The organism is Micromonospora craterilacus (genome assembly GCF_003236315.1).
Lineage (GTDB): Bacteria > Actinomycetota > Actinomycetes > Mycobacteriales > Micromonosporaceae > Micromonospora > Micromonospora craterilacus.
The window spans coordinates 1-23,553 of sequence record NZ_POTY01000097.1 but is presented as its reverse complement, the minus strand read 5'-3'; the positions used below and the strand labels follow the sequence as shown (position 1 = coordinate 23,553).

General features: G+C 70.8%; 21 protein-coding genes. 11 read left to right on the top strand and 10 right to left on the bottom strand.

The features are described from left to right. Positions 1 to 869 (top strand): galactose-1-phosphate uridylyltransferase (gene galT, locus C1I95_RS16705; protein WP_111214765.1); only part of this gene is annotated, 869 nt, incomplete at its 5' end. Between the two features lie 285 nt (positions 870 to 1,154). Here the strand turns inward: galT and C1I95_RS16700 are convergent. From C1I95_RS16700 to C1I95_RS16690, 3 genes are all read right to left on the bottom strand, one after another. After that, on the bottom strand, positions 1,155 to 2,372 hold the full coding sequence (locus tag C1I95_RS16700; protein WP_111214764.1) for an NADP-dependent isocitrate dehydrogenase: 1,218 nt from the start codon (positions 2,370 to 2,372) through the stop codon (positions 1,155 to 1,157). A gap of 159 nt (positions 2,373 to 2,531) precedes the next feature. Continuing rightward, the gene (gene mdh / locus C1I95_RS16695; RefSeq protein ID WP_111214763.1) at positions 2,532 to 3,482 is read right to left on the bottom strand and encodes a malate dehydrogenase; all 951 of its coding nucleotides are present in this window, start codon (positions 3,480 to 3,482) and stop codon (positions 2,532 to 2,534) included. A 91-nt stretch (positions 3,483 to 3,573) separates the two neighbouring features. Next, a complete protein-coding gene (locus tag C1I95_RS16690; RefSeq protein WP_111214762.1) occupies positions 3,574 to 4,434 on the bottom strand; it encodes a bifunctional methylenetetrahydrofolate dehydrogenase/methenyltetrahydrofolate cyclohydrolase in 861 nt (286 codons plus the stop codon). 432 nt (positions 4,435 to 4,866) lie between these two features. On the opposite strand from C1I95_RS16690, the gene C1I95_RS16685 reads away from it, so the two are divergent. From C1I95_RS16685 to C1I95_RS16665, 5 genes are all read left to right on the top strand, one after another. Continuing rightward, entirely contained in the window at positions 4,867 to 6,471 is a 1,605-nt protein-coding gene (locus C1I95_RS16685) for a peptide ABC transporter substrate-binding protein (protein ID WP_111214761.1), read from the top strand. 82 nt (positions 6,472 to 6,553) lie between these two features. Next, a complete protein-coding gene (locus tag C1I95_RS16680; protein ID WP_111214760.1) occupies positions 6,554 to 7,492 on the top strand; it encodes an ABC transporter permease in 939 nt (312 codons plus the stop codon). Positions 7,493 to 7,558: 66 nt separating this feature from the next. Continuing rightward, the gene (locus tag C1I95_RS16675) at positions 7,559 to 8,515 is read left to right on the top strand and encodes an ABC transporter permease (protein ID WP_111214759.1); all 957 of its coding nucleotides are present in this window, start codon (positions 7,559 to 7,561) and stop codon (positions 8,513 to 8,515) included. Between the two features lie 5 nt (positions 8,516 to 8,520). Continuing rightward, on the top strand, positions 8,521 to 9,558 hold the full coding sequence (locus tag C1I95_RS16670) for an ABC transporter ATP-binding protein (RefSeq protein WP_111214758.1): 1,038 nt from the start codon (positions 8,521 to 8,523) through the stop codon (positions 9,556 to 9,558). Continuing rightward, positions 9,542 to 10,570, top strand: coding sequence for an ABC transporter ATP-binding protein (locus C1I95_RS16665; protein ID WP_111214757.1), 1,029 nt, complete (start codon positions 9,542 to 9,544; stop codon positions 10,568 to 10,570). Before C1I95_RS16670 ends, C1I95_RS16665 begins: the two co-directional genes overlap by 17 nt. Positions 10,571 to 10,621: 51 nt before the next feature. Here the strand turns inward: C1I95_RS16665 and purH are convergent, their stop codons facing one another. Further along, positions 10,622 to 12,193, bottom strand: a complete 1,572-nt coding sequence (gene purH, locus C1I95_RS16660; RefSeq protein ID WP_111214756.1) for a bifunctional phosphoribosylaminoimidazolecarboxamide formyltransferase/IMP cyclohydrolase — start codon at positions 12,191 to 12,193, stop codon at positions 10,622 to 10,624. Continuing rightward, positions 12,190 to 12,801 (bottom strand): phosphoribosylglycinamide formyltransferase, encoded by a 612-nt coding sequence (gene purN / locus C1I95_RS16655; RefSeq protein WP_111214768.1) that lies wholly within the window; start codon positions 12,799 to 12,801, stop codon positions 12,190 to 12,192. The genes purH and purN overlap by 4 nt, the downstream gene beginning before the upstream one ends. A gap of 171 nt (positions 12,802 to 12,972) precedes the next feature. Between purN and C1I95_RS16650 the strand changes: the two genes are divergently transcribed. Then, positions 12,973 to 13,272 (top strand): CD225/dispanin family protein, encoded by a 300-nt coding sequence (locus C1I95_RS16650; protein ID WP_111214767.1) that lies wholly within the window; start codon positions 12,973 to 12,975, stop codon positions 13,270 to 13,272. Positions 13,273 to 13,277: 5 nt separating this feature from the next. Next, positions 13,278 to 13,967 carry a DUF4190 domain-containing protein gene (locus C1I95_RS16645; RefSeq protein ID WP_111214755.1) on the top strand — a complete coding sequence of 230 codons (690 nt, stop codon included), beginning with the start codon at positions 13,278 to 13,280 and terminating at the stop codon, positions 13,965 to 13,967. A gap of 113 nt (positions 13,968 to 14,080) precedes the next feature. On the opposite strand, the gene C1I95_RS16640 is transcribed toward C1I95_RS16645, so the two are convergent. Then, positions 14,081 to 15,364: a cell division protein PerM gene (locus C1I95_RS16640; RefSeq protein WP_111214754.1), complete on the bottom strand. Its 1,284-nt coding sequence runs from the start codon at positions 15,362 to 15,364 to the stop codon at positions 14,081 to 14,083. A gap of 158 nt (positions 15,365 to 15,522) precedes the next feature. On the opposite strand from C1I95_RS16640, the gene C1I95_RS16635 reads away from it, so the two are divergent. Further along, positions 15,523 to 15,783: a DUF4190 domain-containing protein gene (locus C1I95_RS16635; protein WP_111214753.1), complete on the top strand. Its 261-nt coding sequence runs from the start codon at positions 15,523 to 15,525 to the stop codon at positions 15,781 to 15,783. 42 nt (positions 15,784 to 15,825) lie between these two features. Here C1I95_RS16635 and sucD read toward each other — a convergent pair whose 3' ends face one another. The 3 genes from sucD to icmB form a co-directional block, all read right to left on the bottom strand. After that, on the bottom strand, positions 15,826 to 16,713 hold the full coding sequence (gene sucD / locus C1I95_RS16630; RefSeq protein WP_111214752.1) for a succinate--CoA ligase subunit alpha: 888 nt from the start codon (positions 16,711 to 16,713) through the stop codon (positions 15,826 to 15,828). Between the two features lie 2 nt (positions 16,714 to 16,715). Then, a complete protein-coding gene (gene sucC / locus C1I95_RS16625; RefSeq protein WP_111214751.1) occupies positions 16,716 to 17,894 on the bottom strand; it encodes an ADP-forming succinate--CoA ligase subunit beta in 1,179 nt (392 codons plus the stop codon). A gap of 492 nt (positions 17,895 to 18,386) precedes the next feature. Beyond that, positions 18,387 to 18,791: a coenzyme B12-dependent isobutyryl CoA mutase small subunit gene (gene icmB, locus C1I95_RS16620; protein WP_111214750.1), complete on the bottom strand. Its 405-nt coding sequence runs from the start codon at positions 18,789 to 18,791 to the stop codon at positions 18,387 to 18,389. 414 nt (positions 18,792 to 19,205) lie between these two features. On the opposite strand from icmB, the gene C1I95_RS16615 reads away from it, so the two are divergent. Together C1I95_RS16615 and C1I95_RS16610 are read left to right on the top strand one after the other, a co-directional pair. Next, complete coding sequence (locus C1I95_RS16615; protein ID WP_111214749.1) at positions 19,206 to 19,919, top strand: M23 family metallopeptidase; 714 nt, start codon at positions 19,206 to 19,208, stop codon at positions 19,917 to 19,919. A 274-nt stretch (positions 19,920 to 20,193) separates the two neighbouring features. Beyond that, positions 20,194 to 21,000, top strand: a complete 807-nt coding sequence (locus C1I95_RS16610) for a M23 family metallopeptidase (RefSeq protein ID WP_111214766.1) — start codon at positions 20,194 to 20,196, stop codon at positions 20,998 to 21,000. 109 nt (positions 21,001 to 21,109) lie between these two features. Here C1I95_RS16610 and pcrA read toward each other — a convergent pair whose 3' ends face one another. After that, complete coding sequence (pcrA, locus tag C1I95_RS16605) at positions 21,110 to 23,512, bottom strand: DNA helicase PcrA (RefSeq protein WP_111214748.1); 2,403 nt, start codon at positions 23,510 to 23,512, stop codon at positions 21,110 to 21,112. Positions 23,513 to 23,553 lie beyond the last annotated feature (41 nt).

Genomic DNA, 23,553 nt, shown 5'->3' with positions numbered 1-23,553 from the left:
GCCCGCTGTGCCCCTCGACCGGTGACCGGCTCAGCGAGATCCCCGCCCCGGAGTACGCCGTCGCGGTCTTCGAGAACCGGTTCCCGGCGCTGAGCGGGCGGGTGGTCGAGGAACCGGCCGAGATCACCCCGTTCACGGCGGCCCGGCCCGGGCAGGGGCGCTGCGAGGTGGTCTGCTTCACCGACGACCACCACGCCTCGTTCGCCGGCCTGCCGCCGCGCCGGGTACGCACCGTGCTCGACGCGCTGGCCGACCGGACCACCGCGCTCGGCGGGCTGGCCGGGGTCGAGCAGGTGTTCTGCTTCGAGAACCGGGGCGTGGAGATCGGGGTGACCCTGCACCACCCGCACGGGCAGATCTACGCGTACCCGTTCGTCACGCCGCGTACCCGGTCACTGCTGGCCGCGGCCCGACGGCACGCCGAACGCACCGGCGGCCGCAACCTCTACGCCGACGTGCTCGCCGCCGAACGCGCGGCCGGCGAGCGGGTGGTGGCGACCAACGACCATTGGACGGCGTACGTCCCGGCGGCCGCCCGGTGGCCGTTCGAGGTGCACCTCGCGCCGCACCGACCGGTGCCCGACATCCCGGCGTTGACCGACGCCGAGCGGGACGCCTTCGGCCCGCTCTACCTGGATCTGCTGCGCCGCTTCGACGGGCTGTTCGACGCGCCCATGCCGTACATCGCCGCCTGGCACCAGGCCCCGGTACGCCTCGACCGCGAGTTGGGGCATCTGCACCTGCAACTGTTCAGCGTCCGGCGGGCGGCCGACAAGCTGAAGTACCTGGCCGGCTCGGAGTCGGCGATGGGCGTGTTCATCAACGACATCGCCCCGGAGCGCGCCGCCGCGCTGCTGCGCGCCACCTGACCCGGAAGCAGGGCGCGGGGGGCCCGGGACAGGGCCCCCCGCAGGGAAGGGACGGCTGGCTGTGCACGACAGCCGGGAAGGCTGGCTGCTGGGCACTCGTGCCGCGAGGCGGCGACGGTCAACCTTCCAGGACGGGACTGGCATCTCGTCCACCCAGGTCAACGAGGCGCGCCGAGTCGGGTGACGCGCCCCGGCGTTTCGTACCGCGACGCGCCGAGGTCTGGGCACCGGAAGCACCGAGCCCGCCGGCGTGACGCCGGCGGGCTCGGTGGGTGCTGACGGGGCTCAGGCGGTCAGGCGGCGCGCCAGGTTCTCGTCGAGCGCGTTCATGAACTCGTCGGTGGTCAGCCACGGGGCGTCCCGCGAGATGAGCAGCGAGAGGTCCTTGGTCATCTGACCACCCTCGACGGTGTCGACGATGACCTGCTCCAGCGTGTTGGCGAACTCGGTGACCGCCGGGGTGCCGTCCAGCTTGCCCCGGTGGGCCAGGCCCCGGGTCCAGGCGTAGATCGAGGCGATCGGGTTGGTCGAGGTCTTCTCGCCCTTCTGCCACTGCCGGTAGTGCCGGGTGACGGTGCCGTGCGCGGCCTCGGCCTCGACGGTACGGCCGTCGGGGGAGAGCAGCACGGAGGTCATCAGGCCGAGCGAGCCGAAGCCCTGCGCGACGGTGTCGGACTGCACGTCACCGTCGTAGTTCTTGCAGGCCCAGACGTAACCGCCCTCCCACTTGAGCGCGGCGGCGACCATGTCGTCGATGAGCCGGTGCTCGTAGGTGAGGCCGGCGGCGTCGAACTCCGCCTTGAACTCGTTCTCGAACACCTCGGCGAAGATGTCCTTGAACCGGCCGTCGTACGCCTTGAGGATGGTGTTCTTGGTCGACATGTAGACCGGGTAGTTACGGTCCAGGCCGTACCGGAACGAGGCCCGGGCGAAGTCCCGGATCGACTCGTCGAAGTTGTACATGCCCATGGCGATGCCGCCGCCGGGGAAGTTGGCGACCTCCATCTCGACCGGCTGCGAACCGTCGGCCGGGGCGTAGGTGATGGTCACCGTGCCCGGGCCGGGGACCACGAAGTCGGTGGCCTTGTACTGGTCACCGTGGGCGTGCCGGCCGATGATGATCGGCTTGGTCCAGCCGGGGACGAGCCGCGGCACGTTGGACATGATGATCGGCTCACGGAAGACGACGCCACCGAGGATGTTGCGGATGGTGCCGTTCGGCGACCGCCACATCTTCTTCAGACCGAACTCCTCCACCCGGGCCTCGTCCGGGGTGATGGTGGCGCACTTGACGCCGACGCCGTGCTCCTTGATGGCGTTGGCGGCGTCGATGGTGACCTGGTCGTCAGTGGCGTCGCGGTGCTGGATCGACAGGTCGTAGTAGTGCAGGTCGACGTCGAGGTAGGGCAGGATCAGCTGCTCCCGGATCTGCTTCCAGATGATCCGGGTCATCTCGTCGCCGTCGAGCTCCACGACCGGGTTGTTTACCTTGATCTTCGCCATCGGCCGGCGCTCCTCTCGGGGGACACGTGCTCAAGCAGTACGAGCGTACTGGAAACCATCTGGTGCCCCCACCGCCGGGCCCACCACGACCCACCCCCGCCGTTGACCATGAAGTTGGTGAGGCTCACCAGCTTCATGGTCAACGAGGCGGGACAGGGGTTACATGTTGGCGATGTCGGCCTGCTTGGCGCGGACCGCCTCGGCGGCCTCCTTGAGGCTGGCCAGTTCGTCGGCGTCCAGGTCCGTCTCGACGACGCGCTTGACGCCCTCGGCGCCGATCGCGGCCTCCACACCCAGGTAGACACCGGAGATGCCGTACTCGCCGTCGACCCAGGCGCAGACCGGCATGACCTCGCCGGAGTCCTCCGCGACGGCCTTGGCCATCCGCGCCGCGGCGGCCGACGGGGCGTAGTACGCCGAGCCGGTCTTGAGCAGCGCCACCACCTCGGCGCCACCGTTACGGGTACGGACGACCAGGTCCTCGATCTGCTCGGCCGGCATGACCTCGCGCAGCGGCTTGCCGTCGACGGTGCTCTTCGACGGCACCGGGACCATGGTGTCGCCGTGCGAACCGAGGGTGAGGGTGCGCACCGACTTCACCGGCACCTCCAGCGCCTCGGCCACGAAGTTGGTGAACCGGGCGGTGTCCAGCATGCCGGCCTGCCCGAGCACCCGGTTGCGCGGGAACTGGGTGGCGATCTGGGCCAGCGCGGTCATCTCGTCGAGCGGGTTGGAGACCACGATGACCACGGCGTTCGGGGCGTACTTGGCCACGTTCTCGGCGACCTGGCGGACGATCTTGGCGTTGGTCTCCAGCAGGTCCATCCGGCTCATGCCCGGCTTGCGGGGCAGGCCGGCGGTGATCACGACGACGTCCGAACCCTCGATGCCCTCGTAGCCCTCGCCGTTCCGGCCGGTGGTGACGCCGACGACCTTGGTCTCGAAACCCTCGACCGGGCGCGACTGGTTGAGGTCGAGGGCGATGCCCGCGGGCTTGCCCTCGATGATGTCGGTGATCACGACCGTGTCGAAGACGTCGTACTCGGCCAGGCGCTGCGCGGTGGTGGAGCCGTAGAATCCGGCGCCGACGACAGTGACCTTCTTACCCATGGTCGTCCCACTCCCTGATACCAGTCGGTTTTCCGGACCGTATCAGCCATCCTGGCACCGATCGGGCCAGGGGCGGACGGTTATGACCGGCTCAGTCGCGTTCGGCGCGTTCGACGACGTTGGTCAGCAGCATGGCGCGGGTCATCGGGCCGACGCCCCCGGGCATCGGCACCAGCTTGCCGGCCACCTCGGCCACCTCCGGGTCCACGTCACCGGTGTAGCGACCCTTGCCGTCCGGACCGATCACCCGGGTGATGCCCACGTCGACCACGACCGCACCCGGGGTGACCATGTCCGCGGTGAGCAGGCCGGGCACGCCGGCCGCGACGATGACGATATCGGCGGCGCGGGTGTGCGCGGCGAGGTCGAGGGTGCCGGTGTGGCACAGGGTCACGGTGGCGTTCTCGCTGCGCCGGGTGAGCAGCAGCCCGAGCGGGCGGCCAACGGTGTTGCCCCGGCCCACCACCGCGACGTTGGCACCGCGCAGCGCCACGTCGTGTCGGCGGAGCAGCTCCACGACGCCCCGCGGGGTGCACGGCAGCGGCGCGTCGTAGCCGAGCACCAGCCGACCCAGGTTCACCGGGTGCAGGCCGTCGGCGTCCTTGTCCGGGTCGATCAGCTCCAGCACCCGCTGCGTGTCCAGGTGCGCCGGCAGGGGCAGTTGGACGATGTAGCCGTGGCACGCCGGGTCGGCGTTGAGCTCGGCGAGGATCTCGTCGACCTGCTCCTGGGTGGCGTCGGCCGGCAGCTCCCGGCGGATCGAGGCGATGCCCACCTCGGCGCAGTCACGGTGCTTGCCGTTGACGTACGCCTGGGAACCGGGGTCGGCGCCGACCAGCACCGTACCCAGCCCCGGCACGGTGCCCCGTTCCGCCAGCGCCTTGACCCGCGTCCGCAGCTCGTCCTTGATCTCGGCCGCGGTCGCCTTGCCGTCCAGAAGCGTCGCCGTCACGACCAGATCGTCTCACGGCCGGAGCCGCCGCCTACCCCGACCTGGCGGGGCCGGCAACCTCGATCGTCAAATCACCTTGTGTTACGTGTTGTTAGTCACTTTGAGTGACGAGTTGTGGAGCTTGCCACAACCGCTCCGGACGTCCGGACACGAAGGTCGACAATCCGGCGATCTTGGTCTGCCAGGCCAGGACCGTGCGGTACGCGCCGTAGCGGGCCCAATCACGACAGGTTTCCCCACGTCAGCCCGCACATATCGGCGTTCGCTTAGCACGGCCCGGCATGTCCGACAAGGGAGGGGGGCCCATTCTGTTACACCTTCGCAACCGCTACGTTGCCGAGTCGCGGCATCCGACCTAGCGTTGCCGATCGTTGCGCAGAGTCACCCCAGCGCCGGGCCTGATTGCGCAGAGTAATGAGACGAGGAGGTTCAATGCGTGTTCGTAGGCTCGCCGCTTGGACCGCCCTCCCGCTCGCGGTGACCCTGGGCCTGGTGGCCTGCGGCTCGGGCGGCGACGGCGGATCTGGTGAGAGCGACCCCAACGCGGCTGTGCGGATCGAAATCGCCGAGCCGCAGCACCTGGTGCCGACCAACACCACCGAGACGAGTGGCTCCCAGGTGCTTTCCGCCCTGTTCAGCCCGCTCGTCGACTACGACGAGGCGAACAAGCCGTACGAGGTCGCGGCCGAGTCGATCACGTCCCAGGACAACACCACCTGGACGATCAAGCTCAAGGACGGCTACACCTTCCACAACGGCGAGCAGGTCACCGCCGAGAACTACATCGACTCCTGGAACTACGGGGCGTACGCCCCGAACGGCCAGAACTCCAGCTACTTCTTCGAGAAGATCGCCGGGTACGACGCCATGCAGGGCGAGAGCCCGTCGGCCAAGACCCTCAGCGGCCTGAAGAAGGTCGACGACCTGACCTTCACGGTGACGCTCTCCGAGCCGTACAGCGAGTTCAAGTCGATGCTCGGCTACACCGCTTTCTACCCGCTGCCGAAGGCCGCGTTCTCCGCGCCCGGCGTGCTGGCCGAGGGGTACGAGCAGGCACCGATCGGCCAGGGCCCGTTCAAGATGAAGGGCACCTGGCAGCACGACGCCAAGGTCGAGGTCGAGAAGTACGACGCCTTCCCTGGCGAGCAGCCGAAGGTGGCCGGCGTCGAGTTCCGCATCTACCAGCAGCTGACCGCCGCGTACGCGGACGTGCTGTCGGACAACCTCGACGTGATCAAGACCATCCCGACCGAGAACCTCTCGACGGCCGGCACCGACCTGGGTGACCGGTTCCAGCAGAGCCCCGCGTCGACGTTGCAGGTGCTGGCCTTCCCGACGTTCCAGAAGGAATTCAGCAACCCGGACGTGCGCAAGGCCATCTCGATGGCGATCGACCGGGACGAGATCACCCGCTCGATCTTCAAGGACTCGCAGCAGCCGGCCCGCTCCTTCGTCTCGCCGGTGGTCGCCGGCTACCGGGAGAACACCATCGGCGCCGCCGGCGAGTTCGACCCGGCCAAGGCCAAGGCGCTGTACCAGGCTGCGGGTGGCCCGTCGAAGATCACGCTGTCCTACAACGGCGACGGTGGCCACAAGGACTGGATCGACGCCACCTGCAACCAGCTCAAGGCCAACCTGGGCGTGGACTGCGTCGGCAACGCCGAGCCGAAGTTCGCCGACCTGCTGACCAAGGTCAAGGCCAAGCAGCCGGTGGGCCTGTTCCGGATGGGCTGGGTCATGGACTACCCGTCCATGGAGAACTACCTGGGCCCGCTGTACAGCACGAACGGCTCGTCGAACTACTACGGCTACAGCAACCCCGAGTTCGACAAGCTGCTCGCCGAGGGCGCCAGCGCTCCCAGCGAGGACGCGGCGATCAAGAAGTACCAGGCGGCCGAGGACCTGCTGGCAGAGGACCTGCCGGTGATCCCGCTGCGGTACGGCCAGAACAACTTCGGGCACTCGACCAAGGTCAAGAACGTTGAGGTGGACCTCTTCGACCGGGTCAACCTGCTCAAGATCGAGGCCGTCAAGTAACACCCCAAGCGCGCGGGTCGGGTCATCGCCAGGTGACCCGACCCGGCCCGTGATTAGCCCCTTTTCGGAGAGACTGCCAAGTATGTTCCGCTTTATCGTGCGGCGCCTGCTCCAGATGGTCGTGGCCTTCTTCGGGACCACGCTGATCGTCTACGCGCTGATGTTCGCCGGTCAGGGCGACCCGATCCAGGCCCTCGCCGGAGAGCGCCCGGTCACCGCCGCGCAGCGGGCGTACCTCACCGAGAAGTACCACCTCGACGCGACCGGCGTCGGCGGCTTCTTCTACCGATACTTCGACTACATCTCCAACCTGCTCCGGGGCAACCTGGGTGAGTCGCTCACCGGGCGGTCGATCGGCGACATCCTCGCCGGCGCCTGGCCGGTCACCATCAAGCTGGCGCTGATCGCCATCGCGGTCGCCGTCATCTTCGGCGTCACCGCGGGCGTGCTCGCCGGCATCCGGCGGGCCAGCATCTTCGACAACGCCACCCTGCTGCTGACCCTGCTGGTGCTCGGCATCCCGACCATCGTGCTCGCCCCGCTCGCGCAGTACTTCCTGGGCGTCAAGTGGCAGCTCTTCCCGCCGACCTCCGGCGCCAACCCCGACTTCTACGCGCTGCTGCTGCCCGGCATCGTGCTCGGCTCGCTCTCCCTGGCCACCGCGCTGCGGCTGACCCGTACCTCGGTCGCCGAGAACCTGCGCGCCGACTACGTGCGTACCGCCCGGTCCAAGGGCCTGCCGCGCCGGCGGGTGGTCAGCGTGCACGTGCTGCGCAACTCGCTCATCCCGGTGATCACCTTCCTCGGCGTCGAGGTGGGCAACCTGATGAGCGGAGCGATCATCACCGAGGGCGTGTTCAACATCCCCGGCGTCGGCTTCAACCTCTTCCGCGGTATCCGCACCGAGGACGGCCCGCTGGTGGTGGGCATCGTCAGCGTGCTGGTCGTGGTCTACCTCATCTCCAACCTGGTGGTGGACATCCTGTACGCCGTACTCGACCCGAGGATCCGCTATGAGTGAGCGCAGCGAGCGAATCATCATGCGCAGTGCGTCTCAGGTCGGCGCCGAGCGCAGCGAGGTGCCGGCATGAGTGATTTCGAAACGGTGGCGGCCTCGGAGAACCAGGCCGCGCGGCGCGGGCCGTCGGGTGAGCCGGGCACACCGAGTCAGGTGGGCCAGCCCCGCAAGCCACGCAGCCTGGCCGGGGACGCCTGGCGGGACCTACGCCGCAAGCCGATCTTCTGGATCAGCCTGACGCTGGTGCTGCTGGTGACCGCGATGGCCGCCGTGCCGGGCCTGTTCACCAGCAACAACCCGACCGACTGCGTACTCTCCCGGCAGCACGCCGCGCCGTCCGGCGGGGCCCTCTTCGGGTACGACTTCCAGGGCTGCGACACGTACGCCCGCGCGGTGTACGGGGCTCGCGCGTCGCTGCTGGTCGGCGCCCTCTCCGCGCTGTTCACCGGCGCGATCGCGCTGGTCGTGGGGATGCTCGCCGGGTACTTCAGCGGTTGGGTCGACGCGGTGCTGTCCCGGGTGATCGACGTCGTGCTCGGCATCCCGCTGCTGCTGGCCGCGATCGTCCTGCTCAAGCGGGTCAGCACGGACAGCGCCACGGTACGCATCGGCGCGGTCATCTTCGTGCTGGCGGTGCTCGGCTGGACCACCGCCGCCCGGGTGGTCCGCTCCTCGGTGATCACCGCACGGGAACAGGACTACGTGGCCGCGGCGCGGATGCTCGGCGCCGGCAACGGCCGGATCATGTGGCGGCACATCCTGCCGAACGCGCTCGCCCCGGCGATCGTGGTGCTGACCATCGCGCTGGGCTCGTTCATCGCCGCCGAGGCGACCCTGTCCTTCCTCGGCATCGGCCTGAAGGAGCCGACCATCTCCTGGGGCATCGAGATCAACAACGGGCGGGTGCACATGCGGGAGTCGGCAACCCCGCTGGTGGTCCCGTCGACCTTCCTCGCGTTGACCGTGCTGGCGTTCATCATGCTCGGCGACGCGATCCGTGACGCCTTCGACCCGAAGCTCCGGTGATTCATATGAGCCAGCACGCCGTCCGGCCGACGCCGGCCTCCCCCACCCCGCCCGGCGGTCACCTGCTCGAGGTTCGCGACCTGCACATCGAGTTCCGCACCGGCGAGGGCGTGGCCAAGGTGATCAACGGAGTCAGCTACCACCTGGACCCGGGCGAGACGCTCGCCGTGCTGGGTGAGTCCGGCTCCGGCAAGTCCGTCACCGCCCAGGCCATCATGGGCATCCTGGACACCCCACCGGCGCACATCAGCTCCGGCCAGATCCGCTACCAGGGTCGGGACCTGCTGGGCCTGTCGGAGGAGCAGCGCCGGCAGGTGCGGGGCAAGGAGATCGCAATGATCTTCCAGGACGCCCTCTCCGCGCTGAACCCGGTCTTCCCGGTCGGTTGGCAGATCGGCGAGACGCTGCGCCAACGGCTCGGGATGTCCCGCGCCGACGCCCGGCGCCGTGCCGTTGAGCTGATGGACCTGGTGCAGATCCCCGGCGCGGCCAAGCGCCTCGGCGACTACCCGCACCAGTTCTCCGGCGGCATGCGCCAGCGGGTGATGATCGCGATGGCGCTGGCCATGGAGCCGAAGGTGCTCATCGCCGACGAGCCGACCACCGCGCTCGACGTCACGGTGCAGGCCCAGATCATGGACCTCCTCGCCGATCTGCGGCGCGACCTGAACATGGCGATGATCCTGATCACCCACGACCTCGGCGTGGTCGCCGACGTGGCGGACCGGATCGCCGTCATGTACGCGGGCCGGATCGTCGAGCACGCCGACGTCCGCTCGCTGTACCGGGCGCCCGCCCACCCGTACACGAAGGGGCTGCTGGAGTCGATCCCGCGCCTGGACCAGCGCGGCGGCAAGCTCTCCACGATCCGTGGCCTGCCGCCCAACCTGATGCGCATCCCCAGCGGCTGCCCCTTCCACCCCAGGTGCCCGTACGCGCAGCAGGTCTGCGTGGACGTGGTGCCGCACGACCTGGTCCTCGGCGACGGCCGGACCAGCGCGTGCCACTTCGCGCAGGAGGTACGTGATGACCGCGCCCGCTAGCTCCACCAAGGTCCGGGGCGAGACGATCCTCTCGGTCAACCACCTGGTCAAGCACTTCCCGGTCACGCAGGGCGTGCTGTTCAAGAAGCACGTCGGCGCGGTGAAGGCCGTCGACGGGGTGAGCTTCGAGCTGCGCCGGGGCGAGACGCTGGGCATCGTCGGCGAGTCGGGCTGCGGCAAGTCCACCCTGGCCCGGCTGCTGATGCGGCTGGAGAAGCCGACGTCCGGCCGGGCCACCCTCGGCGCGCAGGACCTCTTCGCCGCCTCCGGCTCGCAGCTGCGCCGGATCCGGCGCAACATGCAGATGGTCATGCAGGACCCGTACACCTCGCTGAACCCACGGATGACGGTGGGCGACATCATCGGCGAGCCGTTCGAGATCCACCCGGAGGCGGCCCCGAAGGGCAGCCGCCAGCGCCGGGTCCAGGAACTGCTCGACGTCGTCGGGCTGAACCCGGAGCACATCAACCGCTACCCGCACCAGTTCTCCGGCGGCCAGCGGCAGCGCATCGGCATCGCCCGGGCACTGGCGCTGCGGCCCGAGGTGATCGTCTGCGACGAGCCGGTCTCCGCACTGGACGTCTCCATCCAGGCCCAGGTGATCAACCTGCTGGAGGAGCTTCAGGACGAGTTCGGCCTGTCGTACATCTTCATCGCCCACGACCTGTCGGTGGTCCGGCACATCTCGGACCGGATCGCGGTCATGTACCTCGGCCGGATCGTGGAGATCGGCACCGAGGACGAGATCTACGAGCGGGCCACCCACCCGTACACCCAGGCGCTGCTCTCCGCGGCGCCGGTGCCGGACCCGGACGCCCGCGAGCACCGCACCGTCATCCGGCTCACCGGCGACGTGCCGAGCCCGGCGGACCCGCCGAGCGGCTGCCACTTCCGCACCCGCTGCTGGAAGGCCCAGGACATCTGCGCCACCCAGGACCCGCAGACCGTCCTACGCGCCGCCGACCCGCACCCCTCCGCCTGCCACTTCGCCGAGCTCCGCCCCGGACTGTAAGGAAGGGCCCCTTCTTAACGCCTGGCGTATTAAAGGGGCCCCTCTTAACACCTAGTGGAAGAAGTGGCGGGTGCCGGTGAGGTACATGGTGACGCCGGCCTGCTTGCAGGCGGCGATCACCTCCTCGTCCCGGATCGAGCCGCCGGGCTGCACGATCGCCCGGATGCCGGCGTCGATGAGGATCTGCGGGCCGTCGGCGAACGGGAAGAACGCGTCTGAGGCCGCGACCGCACCACGCGCCCGGTCGGCACCGGCCCGACTGACCGCCAGCCGGGCCGAGTCCACCCGGTTGACCTGGCCCATCCCGACGCCGACGGTCGCACCGTCGTGGGCCAGCAGGATCGCGTTGCTCTTCACCGCGCGCACCGCCCGCCAGGCGAAGGCCAGGTCGGCGAGGGTCGCCTCGTCGGCCGCCTCGCCGGTGGCCAGCCGCCAGCTGGCCGGGTCGTCGCCCTCGGCGTCGATCGCGTCCCGCAGCTGCACCAGCACGCCACCGGTGACCTGCCGCCACTCGGCCGGCAGGGGCCGGAACTCCGGCGCCCGCAGCAGCCGGATGTTCTTCTTGGCCTGGAGCACCTCGGCCGCACCGGGCTGGTAGCCGGGCGCCACCACGACCTCGGTGAAGACCTCGGCGATCTGTCCGGCCAGCTCGACCGAGACCGGCCGGTTCACCGCGATGACGCCGCCGAAGGCGGACACCGGGTCGCAGGCGTGCGCCTTGCGGTGCGCCTCCGCCACGTCCGCGCCGACCGCGATGCCGCACGGGTTGGCGTGCTTGATGATGGCCACCGCGGGCTGGTCGGCGAAGTCGTTCGCGGCCCGCCAGGCGGCGTCCGAATCGACGTAGTTGTTGTAGGACATCTCCTTGCCGTGCAGCTGCTCGGCCTGCGCCAGCCCGGCCGGGCTCGCCGGGTCGGCGTAGAGCGCCGCGGCCTGGTGCGGATTCTCGCCGTAACGCAGCACCGCCTGCCGGCGCAGCGCCAGCCCGGCGAACTCCGGCCAGCCGTCGGCGGCCGGAGCGAGGGTCGCGGCGAACCAGTCGGCGACGGCCACGTCGTACTCGGCGATGTCGGCGAACGCGCGGGCGGCGAGCGCCTGGCGCTGGGCCAGCGTGAAGCCGCCGCCGTCGAGCGCGGCCACCAGCATCGGGTACGCGGCCGGGTCGGTCACCACGGCCACCGAGGCGTGGTTCTTGGCGGCGGCCCGCACCATCGCCGGCCCGCCGATGTCGATCTGCTCGACGCACTCGTCCTGGCTCGCGCCGGAGGCGACGGTGGCCTGGAACGGGTACAGGTTGGACACCAGCAGGTCGATCCCGGCGATGCCGTGCTCGTCGAGCTGGGCGGCGTGGGCCTCCTTGCGCAGGTCGGCGAGGAGCCCGCCGTGGATCTTCGGGTGCAGGGTCTTCACCCGGCCGTCCAGGATCTCCGGGAAACCGGTCACCTGCTCCACAGCGGTCACCGGCACCCCGGCGCCGGCGATCGTCGACGCGGTGCTGCCGGTGGAGACGATCTCCACGCCGGCGGCGTGCAGCGCCCGGGCCAGCTCGGCCAGGCCGGTCTTGTCGTAGACGCTGACCAGTGCCCGCCGGATCGGGCGGCGCCCGTCCTGGTTGGAACTCACGGAACTGTGACCTTTCTTCCGGTAATCGTCCAGCCTTCACGGACCAACCGGCCGACCTGCTCCACGAGCTGGCGCCGCTCGGCCTCCTTGATTCGCTCGGTGAGGGTGTCGACGTCGTCGTCGTCGCACACGGGCACCGCCACCTGCGCGACGATCGGGCCGGTGTCCATCCCGGCGTCGACGAAGAAGAGGGTCGCCCCGGTGACCTTCACCCCGTAGGCGAGGGCGTCACGCGGGCCGTGGATGCCGGGGAACGCCGGCAGCAGGGTGTTGTGCGTGTTGAGGTAGCGGTCGCCGAAGGCGGCGAGAAAACGCGGGCCGACCAGCTTCAGGAAGCCGGCGGAGATGACCAGGTCGGGCCGGTGTTCGGCGACCCGCGCGGTGAGCGCGGCGTCCCACTGCTCGCGGTCCGGGTGGTCCTTCACCCGCTCCACGAAGGTCGGCACGCCCGCGGCGGCGGCCCGGTCCAGGCCGGCGATCGCGTCCCGGTCCGCGCCCACCGCGACCACCCGTGCTCCGTACGCCGGGTCGTCGGTCGCGTCCAGCAGGGCCTGCAGGTTGCTCCCGGAGCCGGAGACGAGGACGACGATGCGGGCGGGCTCGGTCACCGGCACACCCTATCCGGCGGGCTGCCGGCGGCTGGTCGCTGCCCACCCGCTGGGCTGCGCGCCGATCGACGACTGCCGGATTCGCCCGGACCGGGTACGCTGCCGGTCGCTTGGGACCGGCGTGTGTCCGGCCCGCACCCGTCAGCGAACACACGTGAGGAGCACGTCACCATGCAGCCCGGATACCCGCCCCAGCCGCCCCAGCAGATCGACAACAACATGACAATGTCGATCGTCGCGATCTTCCTGTTCTGGCCGCTGGCCATTCCCGCGATCATCAACGCCTCGAAGGTCAACCCGCTGCTCCAGCAGGGCGACTACGCCGGTGCCCAGGCTGCGGCGGCCGAGTCGAAGAAGTGGTCCAAGTGGGCCCTGATCGTCGGCATCGCCTGGATCGCCATCGTCGTGCTGTGCTGCCTGGGCGGCGGCCTGCTCAGCGCATTCACCAGCAATACCTCCATGAGCTACTGAGCCGGATGCAGCCCGACAACTCTGGTCAGGACCCGTACGGCCAGCAGCAGCCGTACGGGGACCCGGCCACGCCACCTCCGGCCAATCCGTACGCCCCACCGGCGGCGAATCCGTACGCCCCGCCACCGGCCAATCCGTACGCCCCACCGGCGGATCCGTACGCGCCACCGGCCGACCCGTACGGTCAGCAGCCGCCGACCACCGGCCAGCCGTACGACCCGTACGCGCCGCCGGCCGCCGGCCAGCCCCCGGCCTACGGGCAGCCGGCCTACGGACAGCCCCCGGCTTACGGGCAGCCCCCGGCTTACGGACAGCCGCCGACGTCGGGTCAGCCGTACGGCCAGCCCTACCCCGACCCGTACGCCGCGCAACTGCCGTACGGCGGCACGCCGATGTACCCGAACGCGGGCTTCGCCGGCCCGGGTGCACCGCAGAACACCCTCGGCCTGGTGGCGATGATTCTCGGCATCGCATCGATCCCGCTGTGCTGCTGCTACCTCGGCATCCCGCTGGGCGTGGCCGCGCTGGTCACCGGCTGGCTGGGCAAGCAGAAGGCCGACCAGGGCCTGGCCAACAACTCCGGGCAGGCCCTCGCCGGCCTGATCTGCGGTGGGGTCGGCGCGCTGCTGGGCCTGATCCAGATCGTCCTGGTGGTGTTGAACTTCGACTTCAACAACCCGATGATGCAGTATTGAGCGACGCAGATCGAGGGGGCGTCCCGGAGCACCGGGACGCCCCCTCTGCCGTCTCCGGTAAGGCCACCGTCCCGCCAGCCACCGTCGGAACGGCCGTCGACCGGCTACGTCCGTCAGGTACTCAGGCGGGTGAGCCAGCGGGTGGCGGCGGCGCCGATCAGCGCGCCACCACCGGTGACGACGGTGGCGGCCAGCGCCACCTGCCAGCCGACCGGCCCGACCTCCGCCAGCCGACCGGCGCCCAGCGGCCCGCCGGAGGCCGCCGCCGCGGCACCCAGCAGCAGGCCGGCCACCGGTCCGGCGAGCACGGCCGGGACGAGCAGCCGCCGCCACGGCGGCGACGTGCGCTCGGCGGCGGCCACTCCGAACAGTCGACGGGCGAGCAGCCAGCCCGTGGCCATCCCCGCCAGAACCGGCACCGCGAGGACCGCGGCCGACCCGAGCCCGTCGACCGGCCCACTGGGCAGGCCGGCGAACAACGGCAGGGCCGGCAGCGCGCCGACCGAGACCTCGCTGGTGCGGACCGCCGTGTCGGTGCCGATGGCGAAGCCGGGGCCGAGCAGGTAACTGGTCGACCAGACGGTGGCGTTGGGCGCGTATGCCAGGCTGACCAGGGTGATGCCGGCCTGCCCGGCCACCCCGGTGCGGTAGGCGCCGATCAGGTCGGCCGCGTCGCCACCACCGGTCGCCACGGCCAGTCCGGCCACGGCCGCCCCCGCGCCGAGCAGCACCAGCCCGGCCACCAGGCCGGCACGGACACCCTCGCGCAGCGGCGGCGGCACCTGTGCGGCCACCGCCTCGGCCAGCCCGGTGGTGCGGGCCGCGCCGACGCCGGCGGCGAGCGTGCCGAGGACGGCGAGCGTCAGCCCGGCCCGCACCGGCGACACGCCGGCTCCGGCCAGCATCGCGGCGAGCAGGCCCAGCAGGGCGTACGCGATGCCGACCGCGGTGGCCGCGACGAGCGTACGGCCCGGCGACCGGCTGCCTCGGGCACCGATCGCGCGGGTGGCGTGCACTCCGGCGCGGGTGAGCCGCCACACCGCCAACGCGGTCACCGCGAGCGGGGCCAGACCCAGCGGGCCGTTGGCGGTGGCCAGTGGCACCCCTTGCCCGAGCAACCAGCCGGCCGCCCCGGCACGCACGCCACCGAGCAGGCTGGCGGCACCCTCGCTGACCTGGAACAGCCAGAGCACGAGGGCCACGGGCAACCAGGAGGTGAGCGCGGCGCCACCGGCGGCGACCAGCGCGGCGACCACCAGCGGCGCGTGGCGGCGGCCCGGCGTCCCGTCCCGCGGCAACGGCACCCGGCGCGGCGGGCCGGCACGGCCGGGTGGCCGGGCACCGGCGCTGCGGGCGTCGGTTGCCCGGCGAGGCTGGTCAGGGGTGACGAACGACATTGGCTCTACTCTGGCATGCCGTGCCGGCGTCGGCTGTCCGACACCACCCACCAGAGCGTCCAGTTCGCGTGATCGCGCGTGGCGCCGCGACGTCCTCCTCTAGCCTCGGCACAGGGACCGTGACCACGTCGCGGCAGCAAAGCGTCCGGAGGGAAGCCGTGAACACTCCGTATCCACCGCCCCCGCCGCCGCCCGCCGGCCGGGACCGCACCACCCTCTGGGGTGTGCTGGGCATCGTCACCGGCCTGCTCTGCTGCGGCATCCTCGGCATCGTCTTCGGTTGGCTGTCGGTACGCGACGCGAAGCGGTACGCGAAGTCACCGGTGCTCGGCTACCTGGCCATCGCCTTCGGTGTGCTCAACATCGTCGTCAGCCTGATCCTGCGGTCCACCGGGAACTACCCGTACTGGAACCGTTGAGGGGCCGACCTTCCGGTCGGCCCCTCAACGCGTGTTTGCCGTTCAGCCGGCGGACATGATCTCCCGCATCAGCTTGGCGGTCTCGGTCGGCGTCTTGCCGACCTTGACGCCGACCGCCTCCAGCGCCGCCTTCTTCGCGTCGGCGGTGCCCGCGGAGCCGGAGATGATCGCACCGGCGTGACCCATGGTCTTGCCGGGCGGCGCGGTGAAGCCGGCGATGTAGCCGACCACCGGCTTGGTGACGTTGGCCTTGATGAACTCTGCGGCCCGTTCCTCGGCGTCGCCGCCGATCTCACCGATCATCACGATGGCGTCGGTGTCCGGGTCGGCCTCGAACGCGGCCAGCGCGTCGATGTGCGTGGTCCCGATGATCGGGTCGCCGCCGATGCCGACGCAGGTCGAGAAGCCGATGTCGCGCAGCTCGTACATCATCTGGTAGGTCAGCGTGCCGCTCTTGCTGACCAGGCCGATCCGGCCGGTGCCGGTGATGTCGGCCGGGATGATGCCGGCGTTGGAGGCGCCCGGCGAGGCGATGCCGGGGCAGTTCGGGCCGATGATCCGGGTCCGCTCCCCCTTGGCCACGTTGTACGCCCAGAAGGCGGCGGTGTCGTGCACCGGCACCCCCTCGGTGATCACCACGGCCAGCGGGATCTCGGCGTCGATCGCCTCGATGACCGCACCCTTGGTGAACTGCGGCGGCACGAAGATGACGGTGACGTCGGCACCGGTGTCCTTCATCGCGTCCGCGACGCTGGCGAAGACCGGCAGCTCGGTGCCGTCGAACTCGACGGTGGTGCCCGCCTTGCGCGGGTTGACGCCGCCGACGACGTTGGTGCCGGCGGCAAGCATCCGCCGGGTGTGCTTGGAACCCTCGGAGCCGGTCATCCCCTGGACGATGACCTTCGAGTCCTTGGTCAGCCAGATAGCCATTGTCAGACCCCCGCAGCCGCCAGCTCGGCGGCCCGCTCGGCCGCGCCGTCCATGGTGTCGACCCGCTGCACCAGCGGGTTGTTCGCGCCGTCGAGGATCGCCCGACCAGCTTCGGCGTTGTTGCCGTCGAGTCGGACGACGAGCGGCTTGGTGACCTGCTCGCCGCGCTGCTCGAGCAGGGCCAGCGCCTGGATGATGCCGTTGGCGACCTCGTCGCAGGCGGTGATGCCGCCGAAGACGTTGACGAAGACGCTCTTCACCGACGGGTCGGAGAGCACGATCTCCAGGCCGTTGGCCATGACCGCGGCGCTCGCGCCACCGCCGATGTCGAGGAAGTTGGCCGGCTTGACGTTGCCGTGCCGCTCACCGGCGTAGGCGACCACGTCGAGCGTGGACATGACCAGGCCCGCGCCGTTGCCGATGATGCCGACCTCGCCGTCGAGCTTGACGTAGTTGAGGTCCTTCGCCTTGGCGGCCTGCTCCAACGGGTCCACGGTCGCCTGGTCGACCAGGGCCTCGTGGTCCGGGTGCCGGAAGCCCGCGTTCTCGTCCAGCGAGATCTTGGCGTCCAGCAGCAGCAGCTTGCCGTCCTTGGTCTTGGCCAGCGGGTTGACCTCGACCAGGGTGGCGTCCTCGGCGACGAACGCCTTCCACAGCCCCACCGCGATGTCGACGACCTGGTCGGCGACCTCGGCCGGGAAGCCGGCGGCGGAGACGATCTCCCGAGCCTTGGCCTCGTCCACGCCCTCGACCGCGTCGATCGGGGCCTTGACGACCTTCTCCGGGGTCTCGGCGGCGACCTGCTCGATGTCCATGCCGCCGGCGACGCTGGCGATGCAGAGGAAGGTGCGGTTCGCCCGGTCGAGCAGGTACGAGAAGTAGTACTCGTCGGCCACGTCGGCGGTAACCGTGATCATGACCTTGTGGACCGTGTGGCCCTTGATGTCCATGCCGAGGATGTCGGTGGCGCGGGCCACCGTCTCCTCCGCGCCCTCGGCCAGCTTGACGCCGCCGGCCTTGCCACGCCCGCCGACCTTCACCTGCGCCTTGACGACCACCCGGCCGCCGAGGCGCTCGGCGATCGCGCGGGCCTCCTCCGGGGTCGTCGCGACGCCGCCGGCGAGCACGGGCAACCCGTGCCGCTCGAACAGGTCCCGCCCCTGGTACTCGTACAGGTCCACGATTGCGCGTCCCGTCCCGTCTCCGCGGCGCACCGTCGCGCCGCCACCAGCGTATGGAAAGAAAACAGTGCGATGCCTGACATCAGTTGAAGTTGACGCAGGCCATTGCGCGCAGCCTAGCGATGCCGGCACGGCGGGCAACCGAGCGGGCGCGCGGTGTGCCGTAATCCACATCCGCGGCGGACGCTGCGTCACCGTCCCGCAGCGGACCCGGGCCGGCGTCACCCGTTCGGGCGATCTCGCCGGGCCGGCCAGGGATCTGTGCGGTGGTGCGTAACCCCGCCGGAAGGGCGTCGTTGAGTCAGGTGTCGGAGCGCTAGACAGCGCGAGGACAACAGAACGGCCGATGCCCTGTCGGTCGAGGGGTGGCGGCGGGGCATCGTGCATAGAGGGGCCGGACGTGTGAGGGGTGCGTCCGGCCCCTCCCCCTGTCCGTAGCGCGTTTCTGGCGCGCCCGCCCCGCCGGCAGCCCGCCGCCCGCGCGGGCCGCGTTCAGCCCACTGGCTGGGCGACGTTCTCGCGGACCCACTCCACGATGGACTGCGTGGTCGCACCCGGCGTGAAGATCTTGGCCACGCCGAGTTGCTCGAGTTCCGGAAGGTCGGCGTCCGGGATGATGCCCCCGCCGAACACCACGATGTCCCGGGCGTCCCGCTCGTCGAGCAGTTCGAGCACCCGACGGAACAGCGTCATGTGCGCCCCGGAGAGCACCGAGAGGCCGACGGCGTCGGCGTCTTCCTGGATCGCGGTCTCCACGATCTGCTCCGGCGTCTGGTGCAGGCCGGTGTAGATGACCTCCATGCCGGCGTCCCGGAGGGCGCGGGCCACCACCTTGGCGCCACGGTCGTGGCCATCCAGGCCCGGCTTGGCGACGACGACCCGAACACGAGAGCTCATCTGCGCATCCCTTTCACCGGCTCCGCGGCATTCACCTGAACGAACGGTAACCCGGCCGGCCGGGGCCGGGGAACGGGGGCTGGCGGAACCCGCTGCCACCGCAACCTCACCCAGGGCCGCAATCGTGTGGGTCGCGTCAAGGGAGACGACTCCGCCGTTCGGTCACGGTACGCGACGAACGGACGATAAAGAGGGCAGCTCTCCAGCACCACGAGGCATGACAATAATGGACGGATTGGGACAGAACGAGGCAACGAATTCGGCGCTTCGGCTTGTGACTCGACTGACGGTTGGCTAACGTGTCCACGGTTGTCATCAGGTCTACGGACGGGTGATGACGCGAGCAGCCGACGTTCGGCCACCCGATCCGGACGACGGTCAGATCGCATCGGAACCCGACAACGGAGGGTATGCGTGCGCCAGCGCCTGTCGTCTGAGCCCGATCGATATCGCGGCCGCCGCCGCGTACCCACCCCCCCACGTAGCCGCTACGCCGCAGTCGTCACCACCGCCTTCGTCGGTGCCGGCGTGGTCGCGCTGGGCGCCGGCGCACTGCCGGACGCCAAGAGCGTCAGCCCGTCGGTGCTCGACGAGCTGAAGCAGGCATCGATCAGCAGCCAGGGCGCCGCGGACCGCGCCGACGCCGCCGAGCGGGCGTCCCGCGACAGCCGCAGCGGCCCGGAGAGTGCGGCCGACACCGGAGTCTGGCTGCTGCCCCTGCAGGGCTACGACTTCAACTCCCCGTACGGGATGCGCTGGGGCAAGCTGCACACCGGCATCGACCTGGTCGCCCCGGAGGGAACCCCGTACGTCGCGATCCACGAGGGCCTGGTCACCAAGGCCGGCTGGTTCGGCGGGTACGGCTACGCCGTCATCGTCCAGCACGCGGACGGCAGCGAGGCGATCTACGGCCACTCCTCCGCGCTCAGCGTCCGGGAGGGTCAGCAGGTCAAGGCCGGCGACCAGCTCGGCCTGGTGGGCAACACCGGCCACTCGTACGGCTCCCACCTGCACCTGGAGGTCCATGTCAAGGGCGAGCCCCTCGACCCGGTGCCGTGGCTGCAGGAGCGCGGAGTGGACATCAAGCTGCAAGTCGAGGCAATTTACAGCGAGGTAGCGGAGTCCTGACGCCGCGTAAGGCCCGTTGACCGCCCGGATCGATCGATCCGGGCGGTTTTGCATGTCCCCTCGGCCGCGAAAGTATCCCAGCTCACAACGGAGACTGTGAGCGATGCCACAGCCGAACCGGGTCACCGCTCCGGTCAGTCGGCGGCAGCGGCGGACAGAACCGGACAACGCGCTGGCCACCGCCGGCGGCCGGCCTGACCCCCGGTACCCGTCCTGAGCTGGACCGACACCAGGATTTCGAGGTCACGTGCCACTCGATCCAGTGAGGTCCGCCGTGCAGGACGACAGCTCGACTCCGTACCGGAAGATCCCCGACGCCCCGGCCCAGCACCGGCGCCGCCTCGGCCGGCGCCACCGCCACCTGGTCGTCGGCGCCGTCGCCCTGGTCGGCCTCGGCCTCGGTGGTGTCGCCGTGGCCACCCGCGACGACCAACCCGCCCCGAACCCGGTCTCGCTCGACGCCCCGGACCGGGCCGAGGCCGCCGCCCGCGCCGACCGCTCGGCCCGCGAGCCGGTCACGCTGGCCGCCCCGGACAGCCCGACACCGACTCCGTCGGCGAGCCCGAGCGTCAGCCCCTCCGCGAGCGCCAGCGCGAGCCCGACCGCGAAGCCCACCCCGAAGGCCACGAAGGCAAGCCCGAAGGCCACGCCCGCGCCGACCAAGAGCGCGACGCCGAAGTCGTCGTGGGTGATCCCGATGGCCGGTGCCGCCATCACCTCGTGCTACGGCCCCAGGTGGGGCACCCTGCACGCCGGCATCGACTTCGCGCTGCCCGCCGGTACCCCGGTCCGCGCCGCCTTCGGGGGGACCGTGGCGAAGGCTGGCGACGTCGGCGACGGGTACGGCATCTCCGTCTTCATCGACCACGGCAACGGCTACCTCACCCACTACGCCCACATGAGCACGGCCAAGGTGAGCGTGGGCGCGAAGGTCAGCACCGGGCAGACCATCGGCCTGGAGGGCTCCACGGGCGACTCGACCGGCCCACACCTGCATTTCGAGGTGCACCAGGGCCAGATGTGGAACCAGATCGACCCGGCGCCGTTCCTGCGTGCCCGGGGCATCGACGTGGCCTGCTGACGGTCGTCTCCATTCCGCCGGATGGCGGTCTCCTGCCCGCAGAGACGCCGCCAGATCGCCGGCCGGGTGTCGACCTACCGGCCCGGCAGTACGGCCGGGACGGTGCCGGTCAGAGCTTCTCGATCGGGGCGTGCCGCAGCACCAGCCAGAGCGTCTGGTCGCCGAAGTCGATCTGCGCCCGGGCGCCCGGGCCGTGCCCCTCCACGGCCACCACCCGGCCCAGCCCGTAGCGCTGGTGGTTCACCCGGTCCCCGGCCGTCACCTTCGGCCCCTGGGGCAGCTCGCTGGCGGTGGCCAACCGGCTGCCGTCCACGCCGAGCTTCCGAGCCAGCTGAACCGCCCGGGGGGTGCCCCCGGTGAAGCCGCCACGCCCGCCGGTGACCCGGTCCGCGCGGCCGCCCACGCCGCCGCCACCGCCGCCCCACGAGGTGTACGACCCCTCGGTCCGTTCCCAGCGGACCAGTTCGGTCGGCAACTCCTCGACGAACCGGGACGGCGGGTTGTACGCCGGCTGTCCCCAGGCCGAGCGGGTCACTGCCCGGGAGAGGTAGAGACGCTGCCGGGCCCGGGTGATGCCGACGTACGCCAGCCGCCGCTCCTCCTCCAGCTCCCGGGTGTCGCCCAGCGAGCGCAGGTGCGGGAAGACGCCGTCCTCCAGGCCGGTCAGGAAGACCACCGGGAACTCCAGGCCCTTGGCGGTGTGCAGCGTCATCAGGGTGACCACGCCCTGGTGCTCAGGGTCGTCGGTCGGGACCTGGTCGGCGTCGGCGACCAGCGCGACCTGCTCCAGGAAGCCGGCCAGGGTGGCCCGCTCGCCGTCCGCGCCGGTCGCCTCGATCCGCTCGGTGTACTCGCGGGCGACGCTGACCAACTCCTGGAGGTTGTCGACCCGACCGGCGTCCTGCGGGTCGAGGCTCTCCTCCAGCTCGGTCAGGTAGCCCGAGCGGGTCAGCACCGCCTCCAGCACGTCCTCCGGGGTGCCGTCGGCAGCCAACTCCCGGGCGGAGTCGAGCAGCGCGACGAACTCGGCGATGCCGTTGGCCGCCCGGGTGGAGATGCCCGGCGCGTCCTTGGCCCGGCGCAGTGCCGCGCCGAAGGAGATGCGGTCCCGGCTGGACAGCGCCTCCACACACGCCTCGGCGCGGTCGCCGATGCCCCGGCGCGGCGTGTTGAGGATCCGGCGGAGGCTGACCGTGTCGTCGTCGTTGACCACCGCGCGCAGGTAGGCCAGCGCGTCCCGGACCTCCTTGCGCTCGTAGAAGCGCACCCCGCCGACGACCTTGTACGGCAGGCCGACCCGGATGAACACCTCCTCGAAGACCCGGGACTGGGCGTTGGTGCGGTAGAAGACCGCGACGTCGCCCGGGCGGGCGTCGTCGGCGTCGACCAGCCGGTCGATCTCCCGGGCCACCCAGTCCGCCTCGGCGTGCTCGGTGTCAGCGACGTAGGCGACGATCGGCTCGCCCGTCCCGGCGTCGCTCCACAGCCGCTTGGGCTTGCGGGAGGTGTTGCGGTCGATCACCGCGTTCGCGGCGTTCAGGATGGTCTGGGTGGAGCGGTAGTTCTGCTCCAGCAGGATGGTGCGGGCGTCGGTGAAGTCGCGCTCGAACTCCAGGATGTTGCGGATCGTCGCGCCCCGGAACGCGTAGATCGACTGGTCCGCGTCGCCGACCACGCACAGCTCCGCCGGCTCGACCCCCTCGGTGCCGGAGACCAGCTCCTTGATCAGGACGTACTGCGCGTGGTTGGTGTCCTGGTACTCGTCGACCAGGACGTGCCGGAACCGGCGGCGGTAGGTCTCCGCGACGTGCGGATGCGACTGGAACAGGTGCACCGTCGTCATGATCAGGTCGTCGAAGTCGAGCGCGTGCGCCTCGCGCAGCCGCCGTTGGTAGAGCGTGTACGCCTCGGCCAACGCACGCTCGTTGGGCCCGCTGGCCCGGGCGGCGAAGGTCTCTGGGTCGACCAGCTCGTTCTTCAGGTTGGAGACCTGGGCGGCGAGGCCGCGCGCCGGGTAGCGCTTCGGATCGAGGTCGAGCTCGCGGGTGACCATCTGCATCAGCCGGCGGGAGTCGTCGGCGTCGTAGATCGAGAAGGTGGACTTCAGCCCGGCGTGCTCGTGCTCGGCCCGCAGGATCCGTACGCAGGCGGAGTGGAAGGTGGACACCCACATCAGCCGGGCGCGCGGGCCGACCAGGGCGGTCACCCGCTCCTTCATCTCGCCGGCGGCCTTGTTGGTGAAGGTGATCGCGATGATCTCGCCGGGATGCACGTCCCGCGCGGCGAGCAGGTAGGCGATCCGGTGGGTCAGCACCCGGGTCTTGCCGGAACCGGCACCGGCGACGATCAACAGCGGCGAGCCGGCGTGGGTGACCGCGTCGCGCTGCGGGCCGTTGAGGCCCTCCACCAGCTGCAACGGATCGAGGCGGCCGGGGGTCGGCCGGTGCGGCGGCAGCGCCCGGGCAGGCTCGGGCGCGGGCGGGGACACGGGGATGTCGAAGAGAGGATGCATCGCACCGCGAGTCTATGCCGCCGGCCGGACATCGCCCCGCC

What these genes read in the sequence shown, in the direction of transcription:
- C1I95_RS16700 (WP_111214764.1), bottom strand. Translation starts at nt 2,372, where the DNA reads ATGGCGAAGATCAAGGTAAACAACCCGGTCGTGGAGCTCGACGGCGAC.
- mdh (WP_111214763.1), bottom strand. Translation starts at nt 3,482, where the DNA reads ATGGGTAAGAAGGTCACTGTCGTCGGCGCCGGATTCTACGGCTCCACC.
- C1I95_RS16685 (WP_111214761.1), top strand. Translation starts at nt 4,867, where the DNA reads ATGCGTGTTCGTAGGCTCGCCGCTTGGACCGCCCTCCCGCTCGCGGTG.
- C1I95_RS16680 (WP_111214760.1), top strand. Translation starts at nt 6,554, where the DNA reads ATGTTCCGCTTTATCGTGCGGCGCCTGCTCCAGATGGTCGTGGCCTTC.
- C1I95_RS16675 (WP_111214759.1), top strand. Translation starts at nt 7,559, where the DNA reads ATGAGTGATTTCGAAACGGTGGCGGCCTCGGAGAACCAGGCCGCGCGG.
- C1I95_RS16670 (WP_111214758.1), top strand. Translation starts at nt 8,521, where the DNA reads ATGAGCCAGCACGCCGTCCGGCCGACGCCGGCCTCCCCCACCCCGCCC.
- C1I95_RS16665 (WP_111214757.1), top strand. Translation starts at nt 9,542, where the DNA reads ATGACCGCGCCCGCTAGCTCCACCAAGGTCCGGGGCGAGACGATCCTC.
- C1I95_RS16650 (WP_111214767.1), top strand. Translation starts at nt 12,973, where the DNA reads ATGCAGCCCGGATACCCGCCCCAGCCGCCCCAGCAGATCGACAACAAC.
- C1I95_RS16645 (WP_111214755.1), top strand. Translation starts at nt 13,278, where the DNA reads ATGCAGCCCGACAACTCTGGTCAGGACCCGTACGGCCAGCAGCAGCCG.
- C1I95_RS16640 (WP_111214754.1), bottom strand. Translation starts at nt 15,364, where the DNA reads ATGTCGTTCGTCACCCCTGACCAGCCTCGCCGGGCAACCGACGCCCGC.
- sucD (WP_111214752.1), bottom strand. Translation starts at nt 16,713, where the DNA reads ATGGCTATCTGGCTGACCAAGGACTCGAAGGTCATCGTCCAGGGGATG.
- icmB (WP_111214750.1), bottom strand. Translation starts at nt 18,791, where the DNA reads ATGAGCTCTCGTGTTCGGGTCGTCGTCGCCAAGCCGGGCCTGGATGGC.
- pcrA (WP_111214748.1), bottom strand. Translation starts at nt 23,512, where the DNA reads ATGCATCCTCTCTTCGACATCCCCGTGTCCCCGCCCGCGCCCGAGCCT.